Raw genomic sequence first — 20,579 nt, 5'->3', positions numbered from 1 at the left:
TGTCATACGGAACTACCGCATAGTAATTTTGTGTAGTAATTTGGTAGTGAACGGGCAAATGAAAAGTTGTATAATTATGGCGTGCTGTATTCGGCAAAGCGCGCCATAATTTTAAACTTGACCCATAAGGAGATGACAGAAGTGGAGAGACCCTGGTATGCCTTTTATGACAAAGAGGTACCCAAAACATTAATTTATCCAATACCATTACCAAATGAACTATTCAACCGTAATGCCAAGAGCCATCCGGACAAACCATTTCTGATATATCAAGACGAAAAACTCTCCTACCAGGAGTGCAACTCTTTGGCCCGCAGGTTGGCCAACGGACTGCTGCGGCTGGGGGTAAAAAAGGGTGACCGGGTGACCCTGATGATGCCCAACATCCCCCAATACCCGCTTATACTACTGGCCTGCTACAAAATAGGAGCGATCGCCGTACCGACCAACCCCCAGTTTACCGTTCACGAGCTTACCGGCCAGTTCAAGGACAGTGGTACTGAGACCGTGGCGGTAAGGGCTTCTTTTGCCGATAAGGTGATTAAAATCCGGAATGCGGGAAGCACCCGGGTTAAGAGAATAATCATCGTGCCTGACCCCGGAGCCGGCAGCAATTTGGAGAGTATGCCTGAGACATACGGATTTGATACGCTGTTAGCGGAAAGCGCAGACCTGGAACCGGATATCGTTGTCGAGCCGGAGGACCTCGCGGTGCTGCAGTATACGGGCGGGACTACCGGGATTCCCAAAGGCTGCATGATCACCCATGCCAATATGGCCGTCGCCGCGAAACAAGTCGGCATCTGGTATGGCGCCGGGATCCCCTCCGGCCAAATCCGGACCCTGGCCACCATCCCCCTGTATCACTCTTACGGCAGGGCTTGCAATATAGATTTGTCCCTTTTTTCAGCCGGGACCATAGTCCTGGTGACTCAGCCCACAACGGATAATATTCTGGCGGCAATCAATCAGCATCAGCCAAACATCTGGGCGGCGGTCCCCGCGATGATCCACGGTATTATTAACCACCCCGATACCGGCAAGTCAAAAATCAGGTCTGTAAAAGAAGTACTAAGCGGAGGGTCGCCCCTGGCCTTAGAGATTTTGAGGAAGTTTGAGGAACTGTCCGGGGCTCCTATTATTGAGGGGTTCGGCCTGTCCGAAGTCCCGTATGGGATTGCATACAACCCTGTCAATGGGGTCCACAAGCCTGGCAGTGTGGGTGTGCCCATGCCCAATGTAGATGTCCGTATCGTAGATGTGGAGACAGGGACAAAAGATATGCCGGCCGGTGAGCCTGGAGAAATGATTTTTAAGACACCGCAAGCAGTGTCCGGTTATTGGAATAACCCGGAAGAGACCGCCTGTGTCCTGCGGGATGGCTGGCTGTACACGGGAGATATTGGTTATATGGACGAGGATGGTTATATCTTTATTGTCGACAGGAAAAAAGATGTACTACTTTGCAGCGGCTTCAACGTATACCCCAGGGAGATTGATGAAGTTCTGTACACCAATCCCAAGGTCCTGGAGGCTTGCACAATAGGCGTTCCGGACGAAAAACGGGGTGAGACGGTCAAGTCATATGTGATCTTAAAGCCCGGCGAAAGCGCGACTGAGCAGGAACTGATTACTTACTGCCGGGAGCGGTTGGCTCCTTACAAGGCGCCGAAAATACTGGAATTTATCGGCCAGCTGCCGAGGACACCCCTGGGCAAGCCCGACCGCAAGGCTTTAAGGGTCCTAGATGAAGCAAAGCGAAAACAATCGTAGACACAAATGAGACAGGGGGCGTCCTCTGTCTCATTTTGCATAAAAATTTATGCTGGAAACTCAGCAATACAAGGTGCGATTTCAATCGCACACGGCGCGCAACGCCGCACTTGGGTATCTGATGTAACCACCTGCATTTTTTTAGGATTCAGAAATCCCAATTAAATTTGCGACAGAGAAACGTCTCCTGTCGTATCCTTACAGTATCTGAATTGCGTCGTCAAGCGCGGGGATGAACGGCTCCAGGCCGTTTTCCGTCACCAAAAAGGTGTCTTCAATGCCTACCGTTCCTTCATCCGGGAAGATGAACTTTGGTTCCAGCGCTATAGTCATGCCCGGCTGCATCTTGATCGAATAATTTCTGGCTATGACCGGCAGTTCGTCCAGTTCCAACCCGACCCCGTGTCCGATGAAACTAACACCATAGCCCATGAAATGTTGGGCAAAACCTGACTGCTCCGCCATGCCAATGGCAATATCATACAGGTCTTTGCCGTCAAGGCCGGGCTTTGCTTCTCTGGCAATCCTGCGTTTGATTTCGAGGGCGGTGTTATGGGCTTCCATCAATTTGTCAGATAATGGCCCGAAAGAATAAATCCTGGTATGGTCCACCATATACCCATTGAGAACAGGACCGTAATCAATCAGGATGGGTTCGTTGCGGCCGATTTTTTTATAGCCGGAGCCAATAGGTGAAGAAGAATTGACTCCACTGCCGCCGGTCGGCCCGTCAAAATAACTGGGATAGGCCGCGTTCCACCCCGACAAAATGTGGATGGAGAGCTCCTGGTTAAAGGCCCTTATGCGGGGGTACTGGTTTCCCCTGACTCTCAGGAACAGTTCAATTTTTCCCGACAGCTCTATTTCGGTCATGCCTTCTTCTATAAAATTAGGAATCTCTGCGAACATTTCAGCGGTCAGACTGGCGGCGTCTCTTAGACAGTCTATCTCATACGGGGTCTTAATCATCCTGATCTCTCGGATTACCCCCGACACATCAACAATTTCCAGCGGCTCAAGCATCTTTTTATACCTGGAAAAAAGATTGACCGGCAAAACATCCAACTCCATCCCTATTTTGCCATTGCCGGTGAGCATGCCGGCTATGTTGCTGCCAATATCTTTGAAGCTCCGCACGGCAATAATCTTTTCCAGGGCGCTATCCTCAAGCGCTCTTTCATAGCTTTTTCTGACCATCAAAAGAGGTTCTCCCTGGGTTGGAATCAAGAGATGGGCATCCTGGCAGGTGCCGCTGAAATAAAACAAGTCGGCTTTTTGCACGACCAGGGCTGCCTGAATACCGGCTTTACGCAGGCGTTCCTGGAATTTCCCAATCCTTTCGTAAAGTTCCTCCCTGGGTGTGCAGGAAGTTTGTTTTTGCTCAGTCATGTTGTGCCCTCCTGGTAAAAAGTTGTCCTGTAAGAAAGTATAAATCAAAAAAAAGGTTCTTGCAAAAATAATTGATTATGGTTAAATTTTAGTGGCTGAAGATAAAAGAAAGAAATTAATAACAAAAAAGATTTTGTTGCCGGAAGGAAATATTTTAAAGCTGCCGAATATCAATATTTATGTAGAACAGCTAGTATGGCAGAATGGTTAGGAACGGCAAGACAGTTAAGAAGTAGAACAGTAGGACGGTAGGTAAACGTGGGCGCGGGTTTACCGGGCATTTCCTTGTGGATGTGTCTGCAGTATTTTCGCTCTCAGGTATTGCTCCTATGGTTGAAGAGGGGCTTTATCGATCTTTGAACTAAACTCCTACGGGAGTTTTTTTGTTTTTCAAATAAGAAAAGGAGGTAATTTAAGAATTGAAAGGATTTTGTAGTTGGCATCATTGCAGGGAAGTGGTAAGGACGAAGAAAAAGCTATTATTCATATCGCTGTTATTGTTGATGGTTGTTGCTGTGACTGCTTGTTCGTCCACGGAGCAGGTTAAAAAACAAGGGACTGTAGAACTTAAACTGGCCCATTTCTTTCCCAGCACCCACCCGGCTGAAACACAGTTAATCCAACCCTGGGCAAAAGCCATTGAGGAAGCTACCGGCGGCCAGGTGATAGTAACCAGTTACCCCGGTGAAACCCTGCTCAAGGCGGATGGGATCTATGACGGGGTGGTCAGTAGTGTCGCTGACCTGGGTCTGTCCTGTTTCTCTTATACCCGCGGCCGTTTCCCGGTGCTTGAGGCTTTCGAATTGCCTGGTGTTATATATAACAACTCCAAGGTAGCAAGTTTGGTCGCCTGGGAAGGGGTTAAGCAAATCAACCCCAAAGAAATCCAGGATACCAAGCTCATGATGGTCTTTACCACCGGACCTGGCGACTTGTTTACAAAAGTGCCGGTTCGTAGCCTGCAAGACCTGCAGGGACTGGATGTGAGAGCTACCGGGTTGAGCGCTAAAACTCTCAAAGCATTAGGAGCAAATCCCGTGGCCATGCCCCAGTCCGAAGCCTATGAAGCCCTATCAAAAGGGGTCGTCAAGGGCAACCTTGGTCCCGTTGAGGTACTGCAGGGCTGGAAGAATGCCGAGGTCACCGAATACTTGACCAGGACGCCGTTTTTGTATAACACCCTGTTCTTTATCACCATGAACCTTGATAAGTGGAACTCCCTGTCCCCGGAGAACCAGGAGGCGATTGAAGAGGTCAATAAAAAGTACTTTGAAGAGGTGGCCGTCGGTTTATGGGACAAACAAAACGAAGCTGCCTTGAAATATGCCGTGCAAGAAAAGGGCATGAAAGAAATCAAGCTTTCGGAAGAAGAAGCAAACAAGTGGATAGCAGCCGTTAAACCGATCCAGGACGAGTTTGTCGCCGGTATGAATCAAAAGGGATTGCCGGGCCAGCAGGCTTTGGATACAGTGAAAGCGCTGGCCGAAAAGTACAATAAGGAATATAAATAAGGCTACCGGAGGTACTTCAAATGAACAAGTTTACAGGTTTGGTAACGGGACTGAGCCGGTTGCTGGACCAAATAGCCGGGTTGTGCCTGGTAGCGATCATGGCGCTGATTGTGGGCAATATCCTGCTGCGCGCTATCTTCAAAAGTCCCATTGTGGGAACTATTGATTATGTGACCTTTTTAACTGCAGTGATGATTGGGCTGTCTTTAGCCTACTGCGCGGTCCAGAGCGGCCACATCGCGGTGGATTTTGTGGTCGACCGCCTGCCGTTAAAAATGCAGGCGGCGGTAGATATGGTGACGGGTTTGCTGTCCTTGTCTTTCTGGGGCCTTTGTGTCTGGCAAACCGGTATTTACGCCAACAGGATGGCGGTTACCGGCGTAGCTTCCCCTACGACCCAGACGCCGGTCTATCCTTTCATCTATCTCGTCGACTTTGGCCTGCTGGCGCTTTCCCTGGTATTGCTGGTCAGGACAGTGGGGGCTTGCCGGAAGCTATTTTCGCCTTCTGCTGTGTCATTTGGTACGCCTAAGGTCAGGGCGATTGAAACTATACAGAAGGCGGCAAGTTGATAAATGAGTCCACTCAGCATTGGTTTACTCAGCATCATCGGTTTTTTTGGGCTTTTGATTTTACGTGTACCTATAGCCTATGCCATGGCCCTGGTGGGGTTTGCCGGGTTTGGTTACCTGGCCTCACCGGCTGCGGCCTTCAGCATGGTAACCAAGGAAGTCTACTCCACATTTTCTTCGTATTCGCTGGGCGTTATCGCCATGTTCGTCTGGATGGGGTTTTTGGCCTATTATTCAGGTATCGGCTCCAGGTTGTTTGTTTTTGCTTATAAATTGATCGGGCACTATCCAGGCGGTCTGGCCATAGCCACTCAGGCAGCCTGTGCTGTTTTTGGCGCCATCTGCGGTTCAAACACAGCTACGGCGGCGACCATCGGCGCCATTGCCTTGCCGGAGATGAAAAAGTACAAATATGATCCATCGCTGGCTACGGCCAGTGTCGCCGCCGGCGGAGTCCTGGGGGTCCTGATTCCGCCAAGTGTCATTTTTATCGTTTACGGCATGGCGACGGAACAATCCATCGGCAGGCTTTTTATCGCCGGTATAGTGCCCGGCATCCTCCTAATGCTGCTATACATGGGTGTCATCTATCTAGTGGCAGGCCGCAACCCGGCTCTGGCGCCTCCCGGCCCCAAAGCGGATTGGAAAGAAAAGTTAGAGGCGCTGCGCGGGGGACTGGGCGAGGTCCTGGTGATCTTTGCTGTCTCCATGGGCGGTCTGTTTGCCGGCTGGTTCACTCCTACGGAAGCGGGCGCTGTAGGCGCGGCAGGCGTCTTGGGTGTGGCTCTCCTGAAAAGGAGCATCACCCGGGAAGGTTTTCAAAAGTCTTTGATGGACGCTACGCGGACCACCGCCATGATTATGCTGCTGATAGCCGGGGCCATGATTTTCGGCCGCCTCATGGCGATCAGCAGGCTTCCCTTTGAGGTGGCGCAATGGGCCGGCGCCCTCCCCCTGCCGCCTTTTGCCGTGATGGCAATTATCTTGCTGATCTATTTGATTCTGGGATGTTTTATCGACGCGCTGGCCATGATTCTGCTGACCATACCCATCTTTTATCCTATTGCGATCAATACACTTGGCTACGACCCTATCTGGTTCGGAGTGATCATTGTTTTGGTGGTGGCCATGGGCGTCATTACACCGCCGGTGGGCATGAACGTTTATATTCTCAAAGGGATCGTTCCCGAGATACCCCTGGAAGTAATTTTTAAGGGTATATGGCCTTATCTGTGGGCGATCATCATATGTTTGGCTATATTACTGGTCTTCCCGCAGATTGTTACTTTTTTACCCAATATGGTTTCATAGTGAAAAAAATATGTTGTAAATACTGCCGGGTAGGTCCGCAATGACGGATTTACCCGGTTTTTTTACGGTTAAACGAACAGGTTTCATTTGTTATCATAATGAATAGCAAATTATCTGAAGCCCAAAAAAGAAACCCCATGTAAGCAGAGGCTACGTAGGGCTTCAGATAATTTGATTGAACGGAACCGCCGATGTCGGTAGGTGCTATGGGGAAAAAGGAACTGTATAAGTTGCAGAATTTCTGGCGCTAAAAGGGTTCCGATGTTATGGGGCGAAATCTCAGTCAAAGAACAGGGTCATTATTGGGAAATTCGCCTGTCGATGGGCATAGTTTCCCCCTCCCCCATAGAAGGGGCTTTTTTGTATAAGGAATTTGTTTTTACGGAAGAGGAGATGCGCGTATCATCATTCCTATTCTGCAGCAGGGACATTTACGAAATGTATCATTGAACTTGTCAATGAGGATTTCGAATAATGAACGCGGCTTAGAGAATATGCTAAAAGGTGTATTCGTAAGTTGCCGGCATAACTGTATCCGTTTGGTTTTCCCTCCGGAAGCCAAAAGTCCGTAGTGTCGTATCTTCCGGAATCCTCGAGGCAGTACATGGAGCATAAAGCGGCGGATAAATTCTTCGGCTGTAATAGTCATCTGCTTGACCTTGTTATGGTCGGCATAGTCCCGCCAACTAAATGTGACTTTATCATCTTGAAGCGCCAGAATCCGATTGTTGGAAATAGCCACGCGATGTGTGTAGCGGCTTAAATATTGAATCACCTTGCCGGTATTGCCGAAGGGCGGTTTGCAATAGGTTACCCAGTCCTTGTTATACAAATCCTGCAGAAAGAGGGCATATTCTCTCGAACTATTGAGTTTGTTCGTAGATTCATCGAAGCGTAATTGAGCCGCACGCATGAGAGCGAGAAATTTCCCCCGGAATTTCTTGGACAATACCTTAACCGGAATGAAGAACTTCTTGCGCGAGTTTTTCCAATGACCGGCGCTGGTCAACCCGCCGCCCGGTACAACACAATGGATGTGGGGATGATACAGAAGGTTCTGCCCCCATGTGTGGAGAATTGCGGTTACTCCGAGTTTGGCGCCGAGATATTTTGGATTTTGGCCTAACTCTAACAAGGTTTCCGAGACAGCTTTGAAGAATAAAGTGTACATCGTTTCCTGGTTCTGCCGGAATACCATATACAATTCGTTCGGCACCGTAAACACGACATGGAAATAGCCAATGTTAAGCAGGCAACGTTCCTGGCTTTCGATCCATTGTTCTTTGGCAAGCATTTGGCATTTGGGGCAATGTCTGTTTCGGCAGGAATTATAAGAGATACGTTGATGGCCACATTGGTCACATGTATCTATATGCCCGCCCAAAGCATGAGTCCGGCAGTTCAAGATAGCGCGATATGCCTTTATTTGAACGGTATTAAGCGGATGCTGGCGCAAGTATTCATCGCCATGTTCCCGAAAGATGTCCTGCACTTCAATCATAATGGGCAGTCCACAAACTTCTGAGGCATGTTGTCCGCCGGACTGGTTATTCCGTTCGTGGTGTTTGCCAGATGAAGATAGATCGTGGTTGAGGAAATGCTGGCGTGTCCGAGCAAAGCCTTTATTTGGAGTAGACTTAGCCCGTCCTCTAATAAGTGAGTGGCGAAACAGTGCCGAAGGGTATGCGGCGACACACTCTTTTGGATAGCTGTCTTGGCAAGCGCTTCTTTAATCGCTCGTGCTACTGCGCTTGTTGTGATATGCCCAACATTTTTGATTCCGGGAAAAATGTATCCATCTGAGCTTTTCGGGCGGTACTTGCGCCAATAGTCACGCAACGCGAATAAAGCGCTTTCGGGCAGAAGAGTATAGCGATCCTTTTGGCCTTTGCCGCCGCGCACCAAAACCCGCATGGATGCCGAATCAATATCCGTCGTTTTGAGACTGGCAAGTTCGCTGACTCGTAAGCCGGAACCGTACGCCATTAAGAGCAGGGCTTTGTGTTTGGCATTCGTTGTCTGGGAAATTAGTTCTGCAACTTCATTCCGCGTTAAAATCTCCGGTAGCTTCTTAGGCCGCTTAAGGCGTGGAATTTGTAGATAGTTCATCGTCCGGTTCAGCGTAACTGCGAAGAAGAAGCGAATGGAAGCACTGTAAACATTGACCGTGCCTGGCGATAATTTCTTTTCGACAATCAAGTGTCCCAGGAAACTTCGAACGTCCATTTCATTGAGCTTCTCGATAGGTTTTTTGAAGTGATTAAGGAAGATCCCAACATGAGTCGTATAGGAATCGAGTGTGTTTCTGGATAGCCCCCTAAGCTGGATGTCAGCTTTCAGGCGTTGCAGCGCCTGACGGTTAGTCATCATTAAATAAACAACCCCTTTGTTTGATATTGCGGACAGGCCGCATTCTCATTTTAAAGGGGTTGTTTTGTGTTAGCCATGACTTTTGTATCTACTATGAGCAGATCGGATCATTTCGCTTTGATACTATCTTGGGTTTCTATCCACCGCGGAGCGGTTTCGTTCAATATAAATTATGGCTAAATTAAAATAATATGGAATCTGGAGTGAGGCCAAAATGAGCGGTGATATTTTGTTGCCTGAGAAAAAAGAGGTTAATCAGGGGGCCGCGGCAGATTTGCAGTTAAACATGGAGGAACCGTGTGAGCTTGAGCCGGTTAGTGTGCGGAAACGTTGTCAAAAGGAGTGTCAAGTTCATCTGAATGCAGCTGAATTTGAAAAAAATCTTCCACATGTATTTTCCAATAAAAAAAAGGCTTGTCAGGGAGATACAGCAGACTTGAACTTAAACCTGGGGGATTCGTGTGATATTGGGCCGGAAAATACCCGGCAGCGCCGTCAATCTGCCTACCAAGTTCGTCTCAATGCAGCTGGATTTGAAAGGGATCTTCCACTTCCAGGCCATCCGTGTAATGGTGATGAATTGCTATATGTAAATAAGATTGGCAACTATTCTAAGGCCTTACCGCACAATCATCTGGGTGAGGTTAACCTCAATGCCTATCAAGCCTATATTGAGACATTAACCACCGGAGACCCGGCGGATTTTGCAACCATACCCTTGGGAGGCGTGGTCAAGCTTACCAATCCTCAGGCCGCTTATGCTTATGAGATGGCGGGACCTGATTCCCATCACTTGGGAACGGTTCCACCGCCGGCTTTCAGCAGCGCCTGGGAAGCCGGTGAGATGGCTGAAGTTTACTGGCAGGCCTTAACCCGTGATGTGCCTTTTACAGACTACGACACCAATCCGCTGACACTGGCGGCTGCTTCTGATTTATCGGGATTTTCAGATTTTAGGGGACCAAAAGCAGGTGGTTTGGTAACTCCGGGAACCCTGTTTCGCATGGATATCCCCGGAGACCTGGTGGGGCCTTATGTTTCTCAGTTTCTGTGGAAAAACATTCCCTACGGGGCTACGAGCATCACCCAGCGCTATCAAGTTCCTGTGGCCGGTGTGGACTACATGACCACGTATGCGGAATGGTTGAACATCCAGAACGGTCTGCCGCCGGCTGCAGCGATTCAATATGAGGGCACGCCCCGTTATATCCGCAATGGCCGCGATATGGGAGAATATCTGCACAAGGATTTCTCCTGTGAGGCTACACTTTCTGCTTGCTTAATCCTGCTCGGATTAGGAGTGAATGCCCTGGCCCCAACCAACCCTTATCTGCATTCTGATACCCAGGTTGGATTCAGCACTTTCGGCGCCCCGCATATTCTGGATTTTGTGATCCGGGTGTCGCGGGTAGCGCTGGAGGCCGCCTGGTTCCAGAAATTCCTGGTGCACCGCCGGCTCCGGCCCGAAGAATTCGGGGGCAGTGTGCAAAACCGACTGACAGGCGCCGCCTGCTATCCGATTAACCCGGAACTGCTCAATTCCCAGGCGGTTTCCGAGGTTTTCAACAAGTATGGCGTCTACCTGCTGCCACAGGCCTATCCGGAAGGCTGTCCAACTCATCCGGCTTATCCTTCCGGCCACGCCACTTATATCGGGGCCGGGGTGACGATGCTAAAGGCATTCTTCAAGGAGTCCTTTGTACTGCCCAATCCGGTTGTAGCCGGCCCGGACGGCCTCTCCCTGCTTCCTTACGAGGGACCGCCTTTAACAGTAGGCGGGGAATTGAACAAGCTGGCCGTCAATATTGCCATGGGCCGTGACTTCGCAGGCATACACTGGCGTACCGACGGGAGCGAGGGCCTCAAGCTGGGTGAAACAGTGGCGATCAGGATTCTGCAGGATTACAGGGATACCTACAATGAGGATTTTATCGGATTTTCATTCACCAAGTTTGACGGGACCACCATAATAATCTAAGTAATGGGCCGGGAGCCAAACGGCCAAAAAACGAGTCAGGGGACCGTCCCCTGACTCGTTTGCACTGACTCTCTATTCGATTATTCAACGGGCTGAATCTATAATCTGTGCCAAAGGTGTATACTCCAGATGCAAAGCCTCTGCAACTGCTTTACAAGTTAACATCCCGTGGATGACATTGACACCGAGGGCCAAGGCCTGATTTTCTTTAATCGCTCTCAGGTAGCCCTTGCCGGCTATTTCTAAAGCATAGCTCAGGGTGGCGTTGGTCAACGCGTAAGTGGAGGTCCGCGCTACAGCGCCCGGCATGTTGGCGACGGCATAATGGATAACTCCGTGCTTGATAAAGACGGGGTCGTCATGTGTTGTTTCCCTGTCAATCGTTTCAACAGAGCCGCCCTGGTCAATTGCTATGTCCACGATCACCGAACCGGGCTTCATTTGCTTAACCATTTCTTCAGTCACTATATGTGGCGCCCTGGCCCCAGGGACCAAAACAGCCGCTACCAGGAGATCGGCATATCTGACAGCTCTCTCAATATTGTAGCTATTGGAAATCAGGGTCGTAATCCTTCCGCCGAAAATATCGTCCAGGTAGCTTAGCCGTTCAGCGGATTTATCTATGACGGTAACCTGAGCGCCCATACCAACAGCTATTTTGATTGCATTGATACCTACCACGCCGCCGCCGATGATAACTACATCGGCGGCAGGCACTCCGGGAACCCCGCCTAACAGAATTCCTTTCCCTTCCGAATGCTTCTCTAAATAATGAGCGCCAATCTGTATCGCCATCCGTCCGGCGACTTCACTCATGGGAGTAAGCAACGGTAAAGAGCCGTTGTCCAGTTGGATGGTTTCATAAGCGATACCTACTACTTTTCTGTCCAACAGAGCCCTGGCTACCTCAGGTTCGGGAGCCAGGTGCAGGTAGGTGAAGAGTACTTGCCCTTCCTTAAAAAGATTGTATTCCGGGGGTTGCGGCTCTTTAACCTTCATAATCATGTCAGCCCCGGCAAAAACCTCTTTGGCAGTTGCAACAATTTCTGCACCGGCTTTAATATACTCCTCATTGCTGATTCCGCTGCCGGTTCCCGCCTGATCCTGAATCAACACCTGGTGGCCGGCCTTTACAAAAGCTGCTACACCGGCAGGGGTAATGGCTACCCTGTTTTCATTGTTTTTAATTTCCTTGGGTACTCCGATAATCATGTTGCCAACCTCCTTTGTTCTCCAGTACTATCCTTATAATGGGTGCTAATTCATTCGCGCATAACCCTACAGGAATGTAGGATATCATAAGCCCTTTAACTACTAATCAGTTTTTAGTGATTGATATCGTACCCACATTGATAATTCATCTTGCATTCGTGCTTCGATATATATGCTCAGTTACATTTTATTTTGCAAAAACGGTACCAGTTACATAGAGACAACAAAAAACCCCAAACTATATTGCTTGAGGTTGTTGCAGCATATGCTTGCCGAACTCCTATGTGGCAACATATCGTGACACTCTCAGGAGAACGTTCTTTTTTCCTGTTTATTTGCCATGGCAACTTTATTTGCCATGGCAAATAAAGTTGCCAGAGGGATTTTTATATAGGAGTTACCTTAAGTCCATACTTTTTTATTTTATTCATTATAGTTGTATGGGAAACCCCCAGGACTTTAGCTGTATGCCGGATACTCCCATATTTCAGAAGAGCTTGTTCAATAAATTGCTTTTCAAAGCCATCCACAGCGGTGTTAAGGGTGTCACTGTTCTCATCATTCCCCGGGAAGTGGGCCGGAGAAACGTCCTCTTTCTCACCAGCATAAGTGCGGTCTAAAATGATTTGTTCAGGTTTGATTTCCATATCCTGCGCCAAAATCATCGCCCGCTCCAGGATATTCTCCAATTCCCTCACGTTTCCAGGCCAATTATATTTATTCAGTTTATCCATAGCAGCGCTGGAAATTTTTTTTATGTTTTTACCTAAACGGTGGTTGAATTTTTGGATCAGGTTGTCGGTTAAAATTGGTATATCTTCTTTGCGCCGGCGTAATGGGGGAATATGAACAGGCACTACATTAAGGCGGTAGTACAGGTCCTCCCGGAAATCCCCGTTTGTGATCATATTCTCCAGATTACGGTTGGTTGCTGCAATCACCCGGACGTTGACGGTGTTCTCCACCCTGTCGCCGATCCGCCGTACCCGTCCTTCCTGTAAGACCCGGAGTAATTTAGCCTGCAGGTGGGTTGACATTTCCCCGATTTCATCCAACAAGATGGTACCGTTGTTGGCGAATTCAAATAGTCCTAATTTACCTTGCTTTTGTGCCCCGGTAAAGGCCCCCTCAACATAACCAAACAGTTCGCTTTCCAGCAGGCTATCAGGCAGGGCGGCGCAATTTACCGGCACGAAGGGTTTATTCCGCCGGCTGCTGGCCATGTGAATAGCGCGGGCAAATAATTCTTTCCCGGTGCCGCTTTCACCCCGAATCAAAACTGTGGAATTACCTTGCGCTACCTTCCGGGATAGAGTTAAGGCTTCCTTGAGAGGTAAACTTACTCCGAGAATGTCATCAAAGGTGGTCATAGCAGGCTTAGTCATGGAATAGACTAACTGCTTGACATCGGACATGTCTTTAATACAGGCTACCGCGCCGATAATATTTTCACCGTCGTCCTTTAAAGGCCTGGCCGTGCTGAGAAAGTTCAGGCGACCTTTTGGGGTGTTGATGCTGATTTCCAGGTGATTATATGGTTTACCGTCCTTGAGGCAGCGCAAAATTGGTACTTCAGAAGACAAAACCCCGGCGATGTTTCTCCCAAGAAGTTCAGCGGCAGTATACCGGAAGATTTCTTCTGCCACCGGATTGATACTGGTGATTATCCCATCTGCATCCACCGACAGGATCCCTTCGCTTACCGTGTCCAGGATCGCCTGGAGCTTTTTTTCTCTTTCCTCCGAAGGCATCATGGGTACCCGGTATATCTCTAAAACCCCCGGAATTCCGTTTAATTCATTCATTAATCCTGCCAGTTCGCTGGTTTCGATCTTCTCAATATGAACATAAAGACTGCCTGAACGGGTGATTTCAATGGACACAATATTCAAGCGCCAGGCAAAGATAACCCTGGATATGTCGAATACAAAGCCTACCCTGTCTTCAAAGCTGATCCACAGCCGGGGGTTATCCATTGTTTTCCCACCTCACCACAGGACGTTAAGAAAAAATTCTATACTCTCAACAGTTTGACCTTCAACTGAAACCGTACACATTGCAAAACCAACAGGGAATATGTTCCAGTTATCCTATTACGCTGCCGGTATGGGTATCGAAACGTTTTTGCACCCACCTGCCAACATTATCAATAGCCTGTTTAGCCTCGGACAAAACTGCAGCAAGGCTTTGAAATACGTGCCACATATTGTCCCATATTTCCAATGTAACATCAACACCGTCTTTTTTTGCGCGCTCGGCCAATCTGGTGGAATCGCTCAATAATGCCTCATGGTCGCCAACCTGAATAAATAACGCGGGCAATCCGGACAGGTCCTGGTTTATTGGTGATAAAATAGGTGGTTTAACAGTTAAGTGATCGATATAGAAGCTTGCCGCCATTTGTGAGCCTTTAAGGTGGGTTACCGGATCTAATTCTGCGCGACTGGTATAGGATTCACCATCAAAGTTGACCAGGTCTGTCCACGGAGAAAACATAAATGCGGCTGCCGGCAGTGGAGCGCCTGCATCGCGTAACGAAAGCAAGGTCATAACTGTTAGGGCGCCGCCTGCAGAATCCCCGCCTATGATAATATCCTTAGCCGGGATGCCGTTTTCGAGCAGCCACCGGTAGGCTGCCAGACAATCGTCATTAGCGGCAGGATACTTGTGCTCCGGCGCCAGACGGTATTCAACTAATAAAACTCTAACACCACTGGCTCTTGAAATAAAAGCTGCTAAATTACGATAAGTAGCACAGTCGCCACAATATAAACCACCGCCGTGGAAATATAGAATCACCTGTTTGCCGCCTTCAGGAACATTCGCCGCCTTAATCCACTCGCCGGGTAAATTCGCCACCATAACTTGCTCAACGATAGTGCCGGGGGGGAGTTCCGCCTGTTGTTTTAAAGATAGTTCATGGCGGATCTGTTCAACCGTATTTATTGAAGGGTCCATTTTTCTCATTGCTTTTATATAACGTTCTTTTATAGCTGACATAACTTTCCTCCAAAATACTTTTCTTAACAAGCCGTCAGGACAAAGCTTATATATCTAACTATAATCCCGGGCACTGCTAAAATAAAGCCCCAGGGGCAATCTCATTACCCTTAAAATAAAATGGTATATATTCTTGATATATACCATAAGCCACCACAGCGCATGGACACTGAAGGTTTTTTCTATTATTATTCTTCAATTTCTTCTGCCTTTTCAGTAGGCCATGTCCCATATATTCTTTCCATAGCAGTTCTGGACACAAGCCAGGTACCGCCGCTTTTACGGGCGGTAATTCTTCCTTGCTGGCAGGCCTTTTTCAGGCTGTCCGGGTGCAGTCTCCATAGCCGGGCCGCTTCAGGGGAGGTCAGGACTTTCCCAAGTCGGCCAATTCTACTTTCTGTGTTTCTGCACGGCCATATTCGCTGGCATGTTTTAGTAATTCCTGCATAACTTTGTCAGCCCAGGCAGGCGCGTTGTCGGCAGCATATTTTTCCGTGTATTTCTTCTCAAGCCTGTCGGCAATGTAAAAATTCCACTGCCGTAATTTATGGAGGGTAAGGTTTTCACCATCCAGATACCGTGTGAAGTCTTGCAGTTCCTCTTTTGTCAGGTATGATGAGATTACTTCCGCTTCGTCTGTGAAGTCCAAAGGATTGAACCAGGCCATCCTGGCGAGCTCAATCGCATTGCCGTTCCAAACAGCGCTGGAGGTGTTGTCTGCAGTGCTGGTGTGATGAATAAGGGTGCCATCGCTGTTCATTTTAAGCACCTGACAGATTTCGCTGTTTGCATTCAAACAACAGGCTTCATCATAAACTGCGGTTAGGGCGTCAAGAATGTTGTCACTTTCTTCTTCAATAATCTCCAGCCAGTTAATTTTTTCCATTTGACATGCTCCTTTTTACCCGTATTCGGGCTACTCAGCTATAGTATCATACCCGTTTTCGGGCGTCAACGCCTTTCTTAACTGTAATAAAATTTTCAACTGCACCATTGCCTAATAATCAATATAAATCATATGTCTTTTGATTAGCTCTTTGGAGACTAGCTCTTTTAGCTTGAAAAGCAGTGGTTGTTAATTTATTATTGATAAGACGGAAAAAAGTACGAACATTTTCTTTCCAATAGATGGTTTTACCGACGGTAATTATGAAGAAGTCATCTCAGCGCGCGATGAATTAGCCCGTTCGCTGAAAGAGTTGTTTAATTGTGAAGTTGTGACTGGATATGTTGATGTGGATAATAAAACAATGCTATTATAGGTAATTTTAATCAAATTCTGATATAATTAAAAAGTATCATAACACATGGCTGCAACTAGAGGAGCTATCGGAATGTTGGCCAATAACGTCAGTTCAGAAACAGTATCAAGCTTAGCCCAACCGCTGCGCAACCGCTTTGACCGTTCAGAATGGGCCGGCGCCTTTGGTGACCTGGGCACATTAATCCCCTTTGTGGTCGGCTATATAACGGTTATGAAACTTGACCCGCTTGGTGTTCTATTTACGTTTGGAATGCTTTTAATTCTATCAGGCTTTTATTATCGAACACCAATCCCTATTCAACCAATGAAAGCCATTGGCGGCGCAGTGATAACCCAGGCTGCTTCGATAACGCCGGGTATGCTATGGGGGGCAGGCCTGTTTACCGGTTTCTTCTGGCTGACCATGGGTCTTACAGGTGTTCTTGATGTTATATCCAGAATAACAACAAAACCATTGGTTAGGGGTATAGTTCTGGGTTTGGGCCTGTCCTTTATCATGGAAGGAATCCGGATGATGCAATCGGATTTCTTCATTGCTTTAATAGCTTTATTTATGACTTTTTTATTGTTAACCAGTAGACGTATACCTGCCATGTTTGCCTTAATAGTTTTTGGAGTGGCGGCGGCTATAATTAAAACGCCCGGCATTATCAATGAGCTGGCTGCTATGCACGTTAATTTTTCGTTGCCCCACCTGGCGTTGACACAAGTTTCCTGGCAGGACTTTATAAAAGGCACACTTATACTTGGCATCCCCCAGATCCCTTTAACTTTAGGTAATGCTGTCATTGCCATTACCGCCGAGAATAACAGGCTGTTTCCCCAACGCCCTATCACAGAAAGAAAAATGGCTATTTCAACGGGGATTATGAACCTTATTTCTCCCTTATTCGGTGGTATTCCCATGTGTCACGGCGCCGGGGGAATGGCCGGTCACGTGCGTTTTGGCGCTCATACCGGAGGCGCCCTGGTAATTCTGGGAACATTGCTGCTTGTTGCCGGAGTATTTTTCAGCAGTTCTTTTCTCGTGATTCTAAAGTTCTTTCCCTTAAGTGTACTTGGTGTAATTTTATTTTTTGCCGGACTGGAGTTAGCGGTCTCTGCCCGTGATGTAGGGCGGGAAAGAGAAGACTATTACATTTTGCTGGTCACGGCAGGTTTTGCAATTTGGAACATGGGCGCCGGGTTTCTCGCGGGTGTCTTAATGCAGGAATTGTTAAAAAGGAAAATTTTCAAAGTATGATCAAGCTGCTTAAGCCCTCCAGAGCCCGGAGGGCTTTAAAAATAGATTATGCCGGTGTATAAGTAGCCAGACGGCATATTACAGCAGTATAACGCAAGTTATGGGAAATGGTACGCCTTGACAAAACATGTCGGAAAGAGGGGATAATGGACAGAAGGGAGTCGTGAGAAAAATGGAAGCAATTAAATTGGACGCACAGGTTAGATTGGAAAAAAATAAGTTTCATAAACACAACTTGCGTAAAAACGGTTTTATCCCGGCGGTAATCTATGGGAAAAGCATGAAGAGCATGGCTATAGCGGTCAATACCAATGAGCTGCAGAAAATCCTGGGCCAGGCCGGTTCAAACGCCCTGATCCACATGAACGTAAAGCGGGACGGGGCAACTGAAGACCATCAGGTACTGGTTAAATCGGTACAGCGCGATGCGCTGCGCGGTACCTTGATCCACGCCGATTTCCACCAGGTTTCATTAAAAGACATGGTGACCGCCACCGTTCCCGTTCACCTGGCCGGCTCCGCGCCGGGGGTTTCTAAAGGCGGCATCCTGGCCCAACCGATGCGGGGGGTCGAGGTGGAATGCCTCGCCTCAAACATTCCCGACGCGATCACGGTCGATATCTCCAACCTGGATATCGGACAAGAAATTACCCTGGCGGACCTGGTTTTGCCGAACGGTGTGAAGGCAACCGGAGAAGGGCACGCCCATGTAGTTGCAATCTATACAACACGTGCCGCCGACGTTGAAGAGGAGGCCAAGGAAGAAGGAGAAGAATCCAAGGAGAAGGATGAATAGGCACAGGCTGCCTTTTAAAAATAAAGTATTTTACAGGGAAGCGCCGGCGGCAACATGCCACCGGCGCTTCCTTTTGGCCAACAAGCGGACTTGTCTTATGACTTCATAGAATTGCAGCACTATTAGATATGTACTAGCGTGGGCATGAAAAACCCTTCTTCCGGTTGGATGAAGGGTTCTCATTTATATCCCTGTTTTATAGTAGCGCCGCTTTACGCGGACTGGAAGTTTGCCTGGTTTCGTTTGCGGTCGTGCTTGCTCAGTATCCGCTTGCGCATGCGCAGGCTTTGCGGGGTTACTTCCAACAGTTCGTCCGTGCCGATGTATTCCAGAGCTTCTTCCAGGCTGAAATTCAGGGACTCCTCCAGGCGCAGGGCGGTCTCGGCGGTGCTGGAGCGCATGTTGGTCAGGTGCTTTTTCTTGCAGACGTTGACCTCCAAGTCCTGTTCGCGGGAATGCTCCCCTACAACCATGCCCTCGTAAACCTTGGTGCCGGGCGTAATAAACAGTATGCCGCGGTCCTGTACGTTGTGCAGGCCGTAAGTGTTGGCCTCACCGGATTCAAAGGCGATCAGCACGCCCTGGTAGCGCCCCCGGATGTCCCCTTTGTAGGGCTCATAACCCATGAAGATATGGCTCATCACCCCGTGGCCCCTGGTCTCGGTCAGCAGCTGCGAGCGGAAGCCGATTAAGCCCCGCGCCGGTATCTTGAATTCCAGCCGGAGCTGGTCCGGGCCAAGGGAGGTCATGTTAAGCATTTCCCCTTTCCTGGCCCCGGCGATTTCCATAACCGGGCCCATTTTTTCCTCAGGGATATCCACCATCAGGAGCTCCATGGGTTCCATCTTCTGGCCCGCTTCCCACCTGAAGATGACCTCCGGTTTCGACACCTGCAGTTCAAAACCTTCCCGCCGCATCGTCTCAATCAGGATCGACAGGTGCAGTTCACCTCGTCCGCACACCTCGAAGACGTCCGTGCTTCCGGTTTCCTCCACCCGGAGGCTTACGTTCTTCTCCATCTCTTTAAAGAGCCGGGCTCTCAGATGGCGTGAGGTTAAATATTTGCCTTCCTTGCCGGCGAAAGGACTGTCGTTGACCATGAAGCTCATCTTCAGGGTCGGTTCATCCACGGTGATGGGCTCCAACTGTTCCGGCTGGTCCTTATCGGCCACTGTTTCGCCGATCTTGATATCTTCCAGGCCGGAAAAAGCCACAATCTCACCGCAGACAGCCTCTGAAACCGTTACTCTTTCCAACCCTTCATAAGCGTAGAGCGTACCGATACGGCCCTGGCGCATGTTGCCGTCGTGGTCAAAAATATTTACCTGCTGGCCGGTTGCGATTTTACCGCGTTTGACGCAGCCGATGCCCATCCGTCCCACGAAGTTGTCATACTCGGTGTTGTTTATTAAAAGCTGCAACGGTCCATCGTCATCTCCGGCCGGAGCGGGAATGTATTTGATGATCCCCTCGAACAGCGGCTGCATGTTTTGCCCCGGTACGGCAGGGTCAGTGGTGGCCGTTCCTTCCTTGGCCGAAGTGTAAAAAAGGGGAAAGTCCAAATGTTCGTCGCCTGCTCCCAGGTCGATGAACAGGTCCAGCACCTCATCCACCACCTCTGATATGCGGGCGCCTTCCCGGTCGATCTTGTTGATGACCACAATGGGCTTTAAGTTTAGCTGCATAGCTTTGCGTAAAACAAACCGGGTCTGGGGCATGGCGCCGTCAAAGGCGTCTACCAGCAGCAGAACGCCGTCAACCATTTTTAGAACCCGCTCAACCTCTCCTCCGAAGTCGGAGTGACCCGGGGTATCCACTATATTAATCTTGATATCGCCGTAACGCACCGAGGTGTTTTTGGCCAGGATAGTGATGCCGCGTTCCTTTTCCAGGTCGTTGGAATCCATGACCCTCTCGGCCACGTGCTGGTTTTCCCTGAAGATACCGCTCTGTTTGAGCAGGGCGTCCACCAGGGTGGTCTTGCCGTGATCGACGTGGGCTATAATGGCGATATTTCTGAACATATTGTTGCCAGACATTTAAGTTAAATCCTCCTTCCAAACCCTATAAGTATATCAGGTTTGCGGAATGACCACAACTATAGAGGGAGTGATTAGTTGAATAACATATAGTTTTTGAAAGGTACAAGTGTGCTATTAG

Annotated in this window: 16 protein-coding genes; 7 read left to right on the top strand and 9 right to left on the bottom strand. The window is 48.8% G+C overall.

What is annotated here, in order from left to right; genetic code table 11:
- Positions 1-141 precede the first annotated feature (141 nt).
- A complete protein-coding gene (locus Psch_RS14970; RefSeq protein WP_190258649.1) occupies positions 142-1,773 on the top strand; it encodes a long-chain-fatty-acid--CoA ligase in 1,632 nt (543 codons plus the stop codon).
- Between the two features lie 198 nt (positions 1,774-1,971).
- Here Psch_RS14970 and Psch_RS14965 read toward each other — a convergent pair whose 3' ends face one another.
- On the bottom strand, positions 1,972-3,162 hold the full coding sequence (locus Psch_RS14965; RefSeq protein ID WP_134219569.1) for a M24 family metallopeptidase: 1,191 nt from the start codon (positions 3,160-3,162) through the stop codon (positions 1,972-1,974).
- A gap of 419 nt (positions 3,163-3,581) precedes the next feature.
- Between Psch_RS14965 and Psch_RS14960 the strand changes: the two genes are divergently transcribed.
- The 3 genes from Psch_RS14960 to Psch_RS14950 are packed head-to-tail and all read left to right on the top strand — an operon-like array spanning position 3,582 to position 6,556.
- Positions 3,582-4,673: a TRAP transporter substrate-binding protein gene (locus Psch_RS14960; RefSeq protein ID WP_243120728.1), complete on the top strand. Its 1,092-nt coding sequence runs from the start codon at positions 3,582-3,584 to the stop codon at positions 4,671-4,673.
- 20 nt (positions 4,674-4,693) lie between these two features.
- Positions 4,694-5,245 (top strand): TRAP transporter small permease, encoded by a 552-nt coding sequence (locus tag Psch_RS14955; RefSeq protein WP_134219568.1) that lies wholly within the window; start codon positions 4,694-4,696, stop codon positions 5,243-5,245.
- Between the two features lie 3 nt (positions 5,246-5,248).
- Complete coding sequence (locus Psch_RS14950; protein ID WP_190258648.1) at positions 5,249-6,556, top strand: TRAP transporter large permease; 1,308 nt, start codon at positions 5,249-5,251, stop codon at positions 6,554-6,556.
- A 379-nt stretch (positions 6,557-6,935) separates the two neighbouring features.
- On the opposite strand, the gene Psch_RS14945 is transcribed toward Psch_RS14950, so the two are convergent.
- Positions 6,936-8,057, bottom strand: a complete 1,122-nt coding sequence (locus Psch_RS14945) for an IS91 family transposase (protein ID WP_134220426.1) — start codon at positions 8,055-8,057, stop codon at positions 6,936-6,938.
- On the bottom strand, positions 8,054-8,926 hold the full coding sequence (locus Psch_RS14940; RefSeq protein WP_134220427.1) for a tyrosine-type recombinase/integrase: 873 nt from the start codon (positions 8,924-8,926) through the stop codon (positions 8,054-8,056). Before Psch_RS14940 ends, Psch_RS14945 begins: the two co-directional genes overlap by 4 nt.
- 214 nt (positions 8,927-9,140) lie before the next feature.
- On the opposite strand from Psch_RS14940, the gene Psch_RS14935 reads away from it, so the two are divergent.
- Positions 9,141-10,904, top strand: a complete 1,764-nt coding sequence (locus Psch_RS14935; RefSeq protein WP_243124142.1) for a vanadium-dependent haloperoxidase — start codon at positions 9,141-9,143, stop codon at positions 10,902-10,904.
- Positions 10,905-10,988: 84 nt separating this feature from the next.
- Here the strand turns inward: Psch_RS14935 and ald are convergent, their stop codons facing one another.
- The 5 genes from ald to Psch_RS14910 all read right to left on the bottom strand — a co-directional run bounded on the left by ald (position 10,989) and on the right by Psch_RS14910 (position 16,002).
- Positions 10,989-12,116, bottom strand: coding sequence for an alanine dehydrogenase (gene ald, locus Psch_RS14930; RefSeq protein WP_134219974.1), 1,128 nt, complete (start codon positions 12,114-12,116; stop codon positions 10,989-10,991).
- Between the two features lie 386 nt (positions 12,117-12,502).
- Positions 12,503-14,092 (bottom strand): sigma 54-interacting transcriptional regulator, encoded by a 1,590-nt coding sequence (locus Psch_RS14925; protein ID WP_134219975.1) that lies wholly within the window; start codon positions 14,090-14,092, stop codon positions 12,503-12,505.
- Positions 14,093-14,201: 109 nt separating this feature from the next.
- Complete coding sequence (locus Psch_RS14920; RefSeq protein ID WP_134219976.1) at positions 14,202-15,116, bottom strand: alpha/beta hydrolase; 915 nt, start codon at positions 15,114-15,116, stop codon at positions 14,202-14,204.
- A gap of 188 nt (positions 15,117-15,304) precedes the next feature.
- Entirely contained in the window at positions 15,305-15,436 is a 132-nt protein-coding gene (locus tag Psch_RS21725; protein WP_427910112.1) for a helix-turn-helix domain-containing protein, read from the bottom strand.
- 44 nt (positions 15,437-15,480) lie between these two features.
- On the bottom strand, positions 15,481-16,002 hold the full coding sequence (locus tag Psch_RS14910; protein ID WP_134219977.1) for a hypothetical protein: 522 nt from the start codon (positions 16,000-16,002) through the stop codon (positions 15,481-15,483).
- A gap of 448 nt (positions 16,003-16,450) precedes the next feature.
- On the opposite strand from Psch_RS14910, the gene Psch_RS14905 reads away from it, so the two are divergent.
- Positions 16,451-17,623, top strand: coding sequence for a putative sulfate/molybdate transporter (locus Psch_RS14905; RefSeq protein WP_190258647.1), 1,173 nt, complete (start codon positions 16,451-16,453; stop codon positions 17,621-17,623).
- A gap of 172 nt (positions 17,624-17,795) precedes the next feature.
- Complete coding sequence (locus Psch_RS14900; RefSeq protein WP_190258646.1) at positions 17,796-18,419, top strand: 50S ribosomal protein L25; 624 nt, start codon at positions 17,796-17,798, stop codon at positions 18,417-18,419.
- Between the two features lie 212 nt (positions 18,420-18,631).
- Here Psch_RS14900 and typA read toward each other — a convergent pair whose 3' ends face one another.
- Positions 18,632-20,458, bottom strand: a complete 1,827-nt coding sequence (gene typA, locus Psch_RS14895) for a translational GTPase TypA (protein ID WP_190258645.1) — start codon at positions 20,456-20,458, stop codon at positions 18,632-18,634.
- Positions 20,459-20,579: the final 121 nt, after the last annotated feature.

It is taken from the genome of Pelotomaculum schinkii, from assembly GCF_004369205.1.
GTDB lineage: Bacteria > Bacillota > Desulfotomaculia > Desulfotomaculales > Pelotomaculaceae > Pelotomaculum_C > Pelotomaculum_C schinkii.
Note: the sequence above shows the minus strand (reverse complement) of the source record. Positions and strands in the feature narration are given on the sequence as shown.

Excerpts from the sequence above, each read along its gene's own strand:
- Psch_RS14965 (WP_134219569.1), bottom strand. The coding sequence starts at position 3,162 with ATGACTGAGCAAAAACAAACTTCCTGCACACCCAGGGAGGAACTTTAC.
- Psch_RS14955 (WP_134219568.1), top strand. The coding sequence starts at position 4,694 with ATGAACAAGTTTACAGGTTTGGTAACGGGACTGAGCCGGTTGCTGGAC.
- Psch_RS14950 (WP_190258648.1), top strand. The coding sequence starts at position 5,249 with ATGAGTCCACTCAGCATTGGTTTACTCAGCATCATCGGTTTTTTTGGG.
- Psch_RS14945 (WP_134220426.1), bottom strand. The coding sequence starts at position 8,057 with ATGATTGAAGTGCAGGACATCTTTCGGGAACATGGCGATGAATACTTG.
- Psch_RS14940 (WP_134220427.1), bottom strand. The coding sequence starts at position 8,926 with ATGATGACTAACCGTCAGGCGCTGCAACGCCTGAAAGCTGACATCCAG.
- Psch_RS14935 (WP_243124142.1), top strand. The coding sequence starts at position 9,141 with ATGAGCGGTGATATTTTGTTGCCTGAGAAAAAAGAGGTTAATCAGGGG.
- ald (WP_134219974.1), bottom strand. The coding sequence starts at position 12,116 with ATGATTATCGGAGTACCCAAGGAAATTAAAAACAATGAAAACAGGGTA.
- Psch_RS14925 (WP_134219975.1), bottom strand. The coding sequence starts at position 14,092 with ATGGATAACCCCCGGCTGTGGATCAGCTTTGAAGACAGGGTAGGCTTT.
- Psch_RS14920 (WP_134219976.1), bottom strand. The coding sequence starts at position 15,116 with ATGTCAGCTATAAAAGAACGTTATATAAAAGCAATGAGAAAAATGGAC.
- Psch_RS14910 (WP_134219977.1), bottom strand. The coding sequence starts at position 16,002 with ATGGAAAAAATTAACTGGCTGGAGATTATTGAAGAAGAAAGTGACAAC.
- Psch_RS14905 (WP_190258647.1), top strand. The coding sequence starts at position 16,451 with ATGTTGGCCAATAACGTCAGTTCAGAAACAGTATCAAGCTTAGCCCAA.
- Psch_RS14900 (WP_190258646.1), top strand. The coding sequence starts at position 17,796 with ATGGAAGCAATTAAATTGGACGCACAGGTTAGATTGGAAAAAAATAAG.
- typA (WP_190258645.1), bottom strand. The coding sequence starts at position 20,458 with ATGTCTGGCAACAATATGTTCAGAAATATCGCCATTATAGCCCACGTC.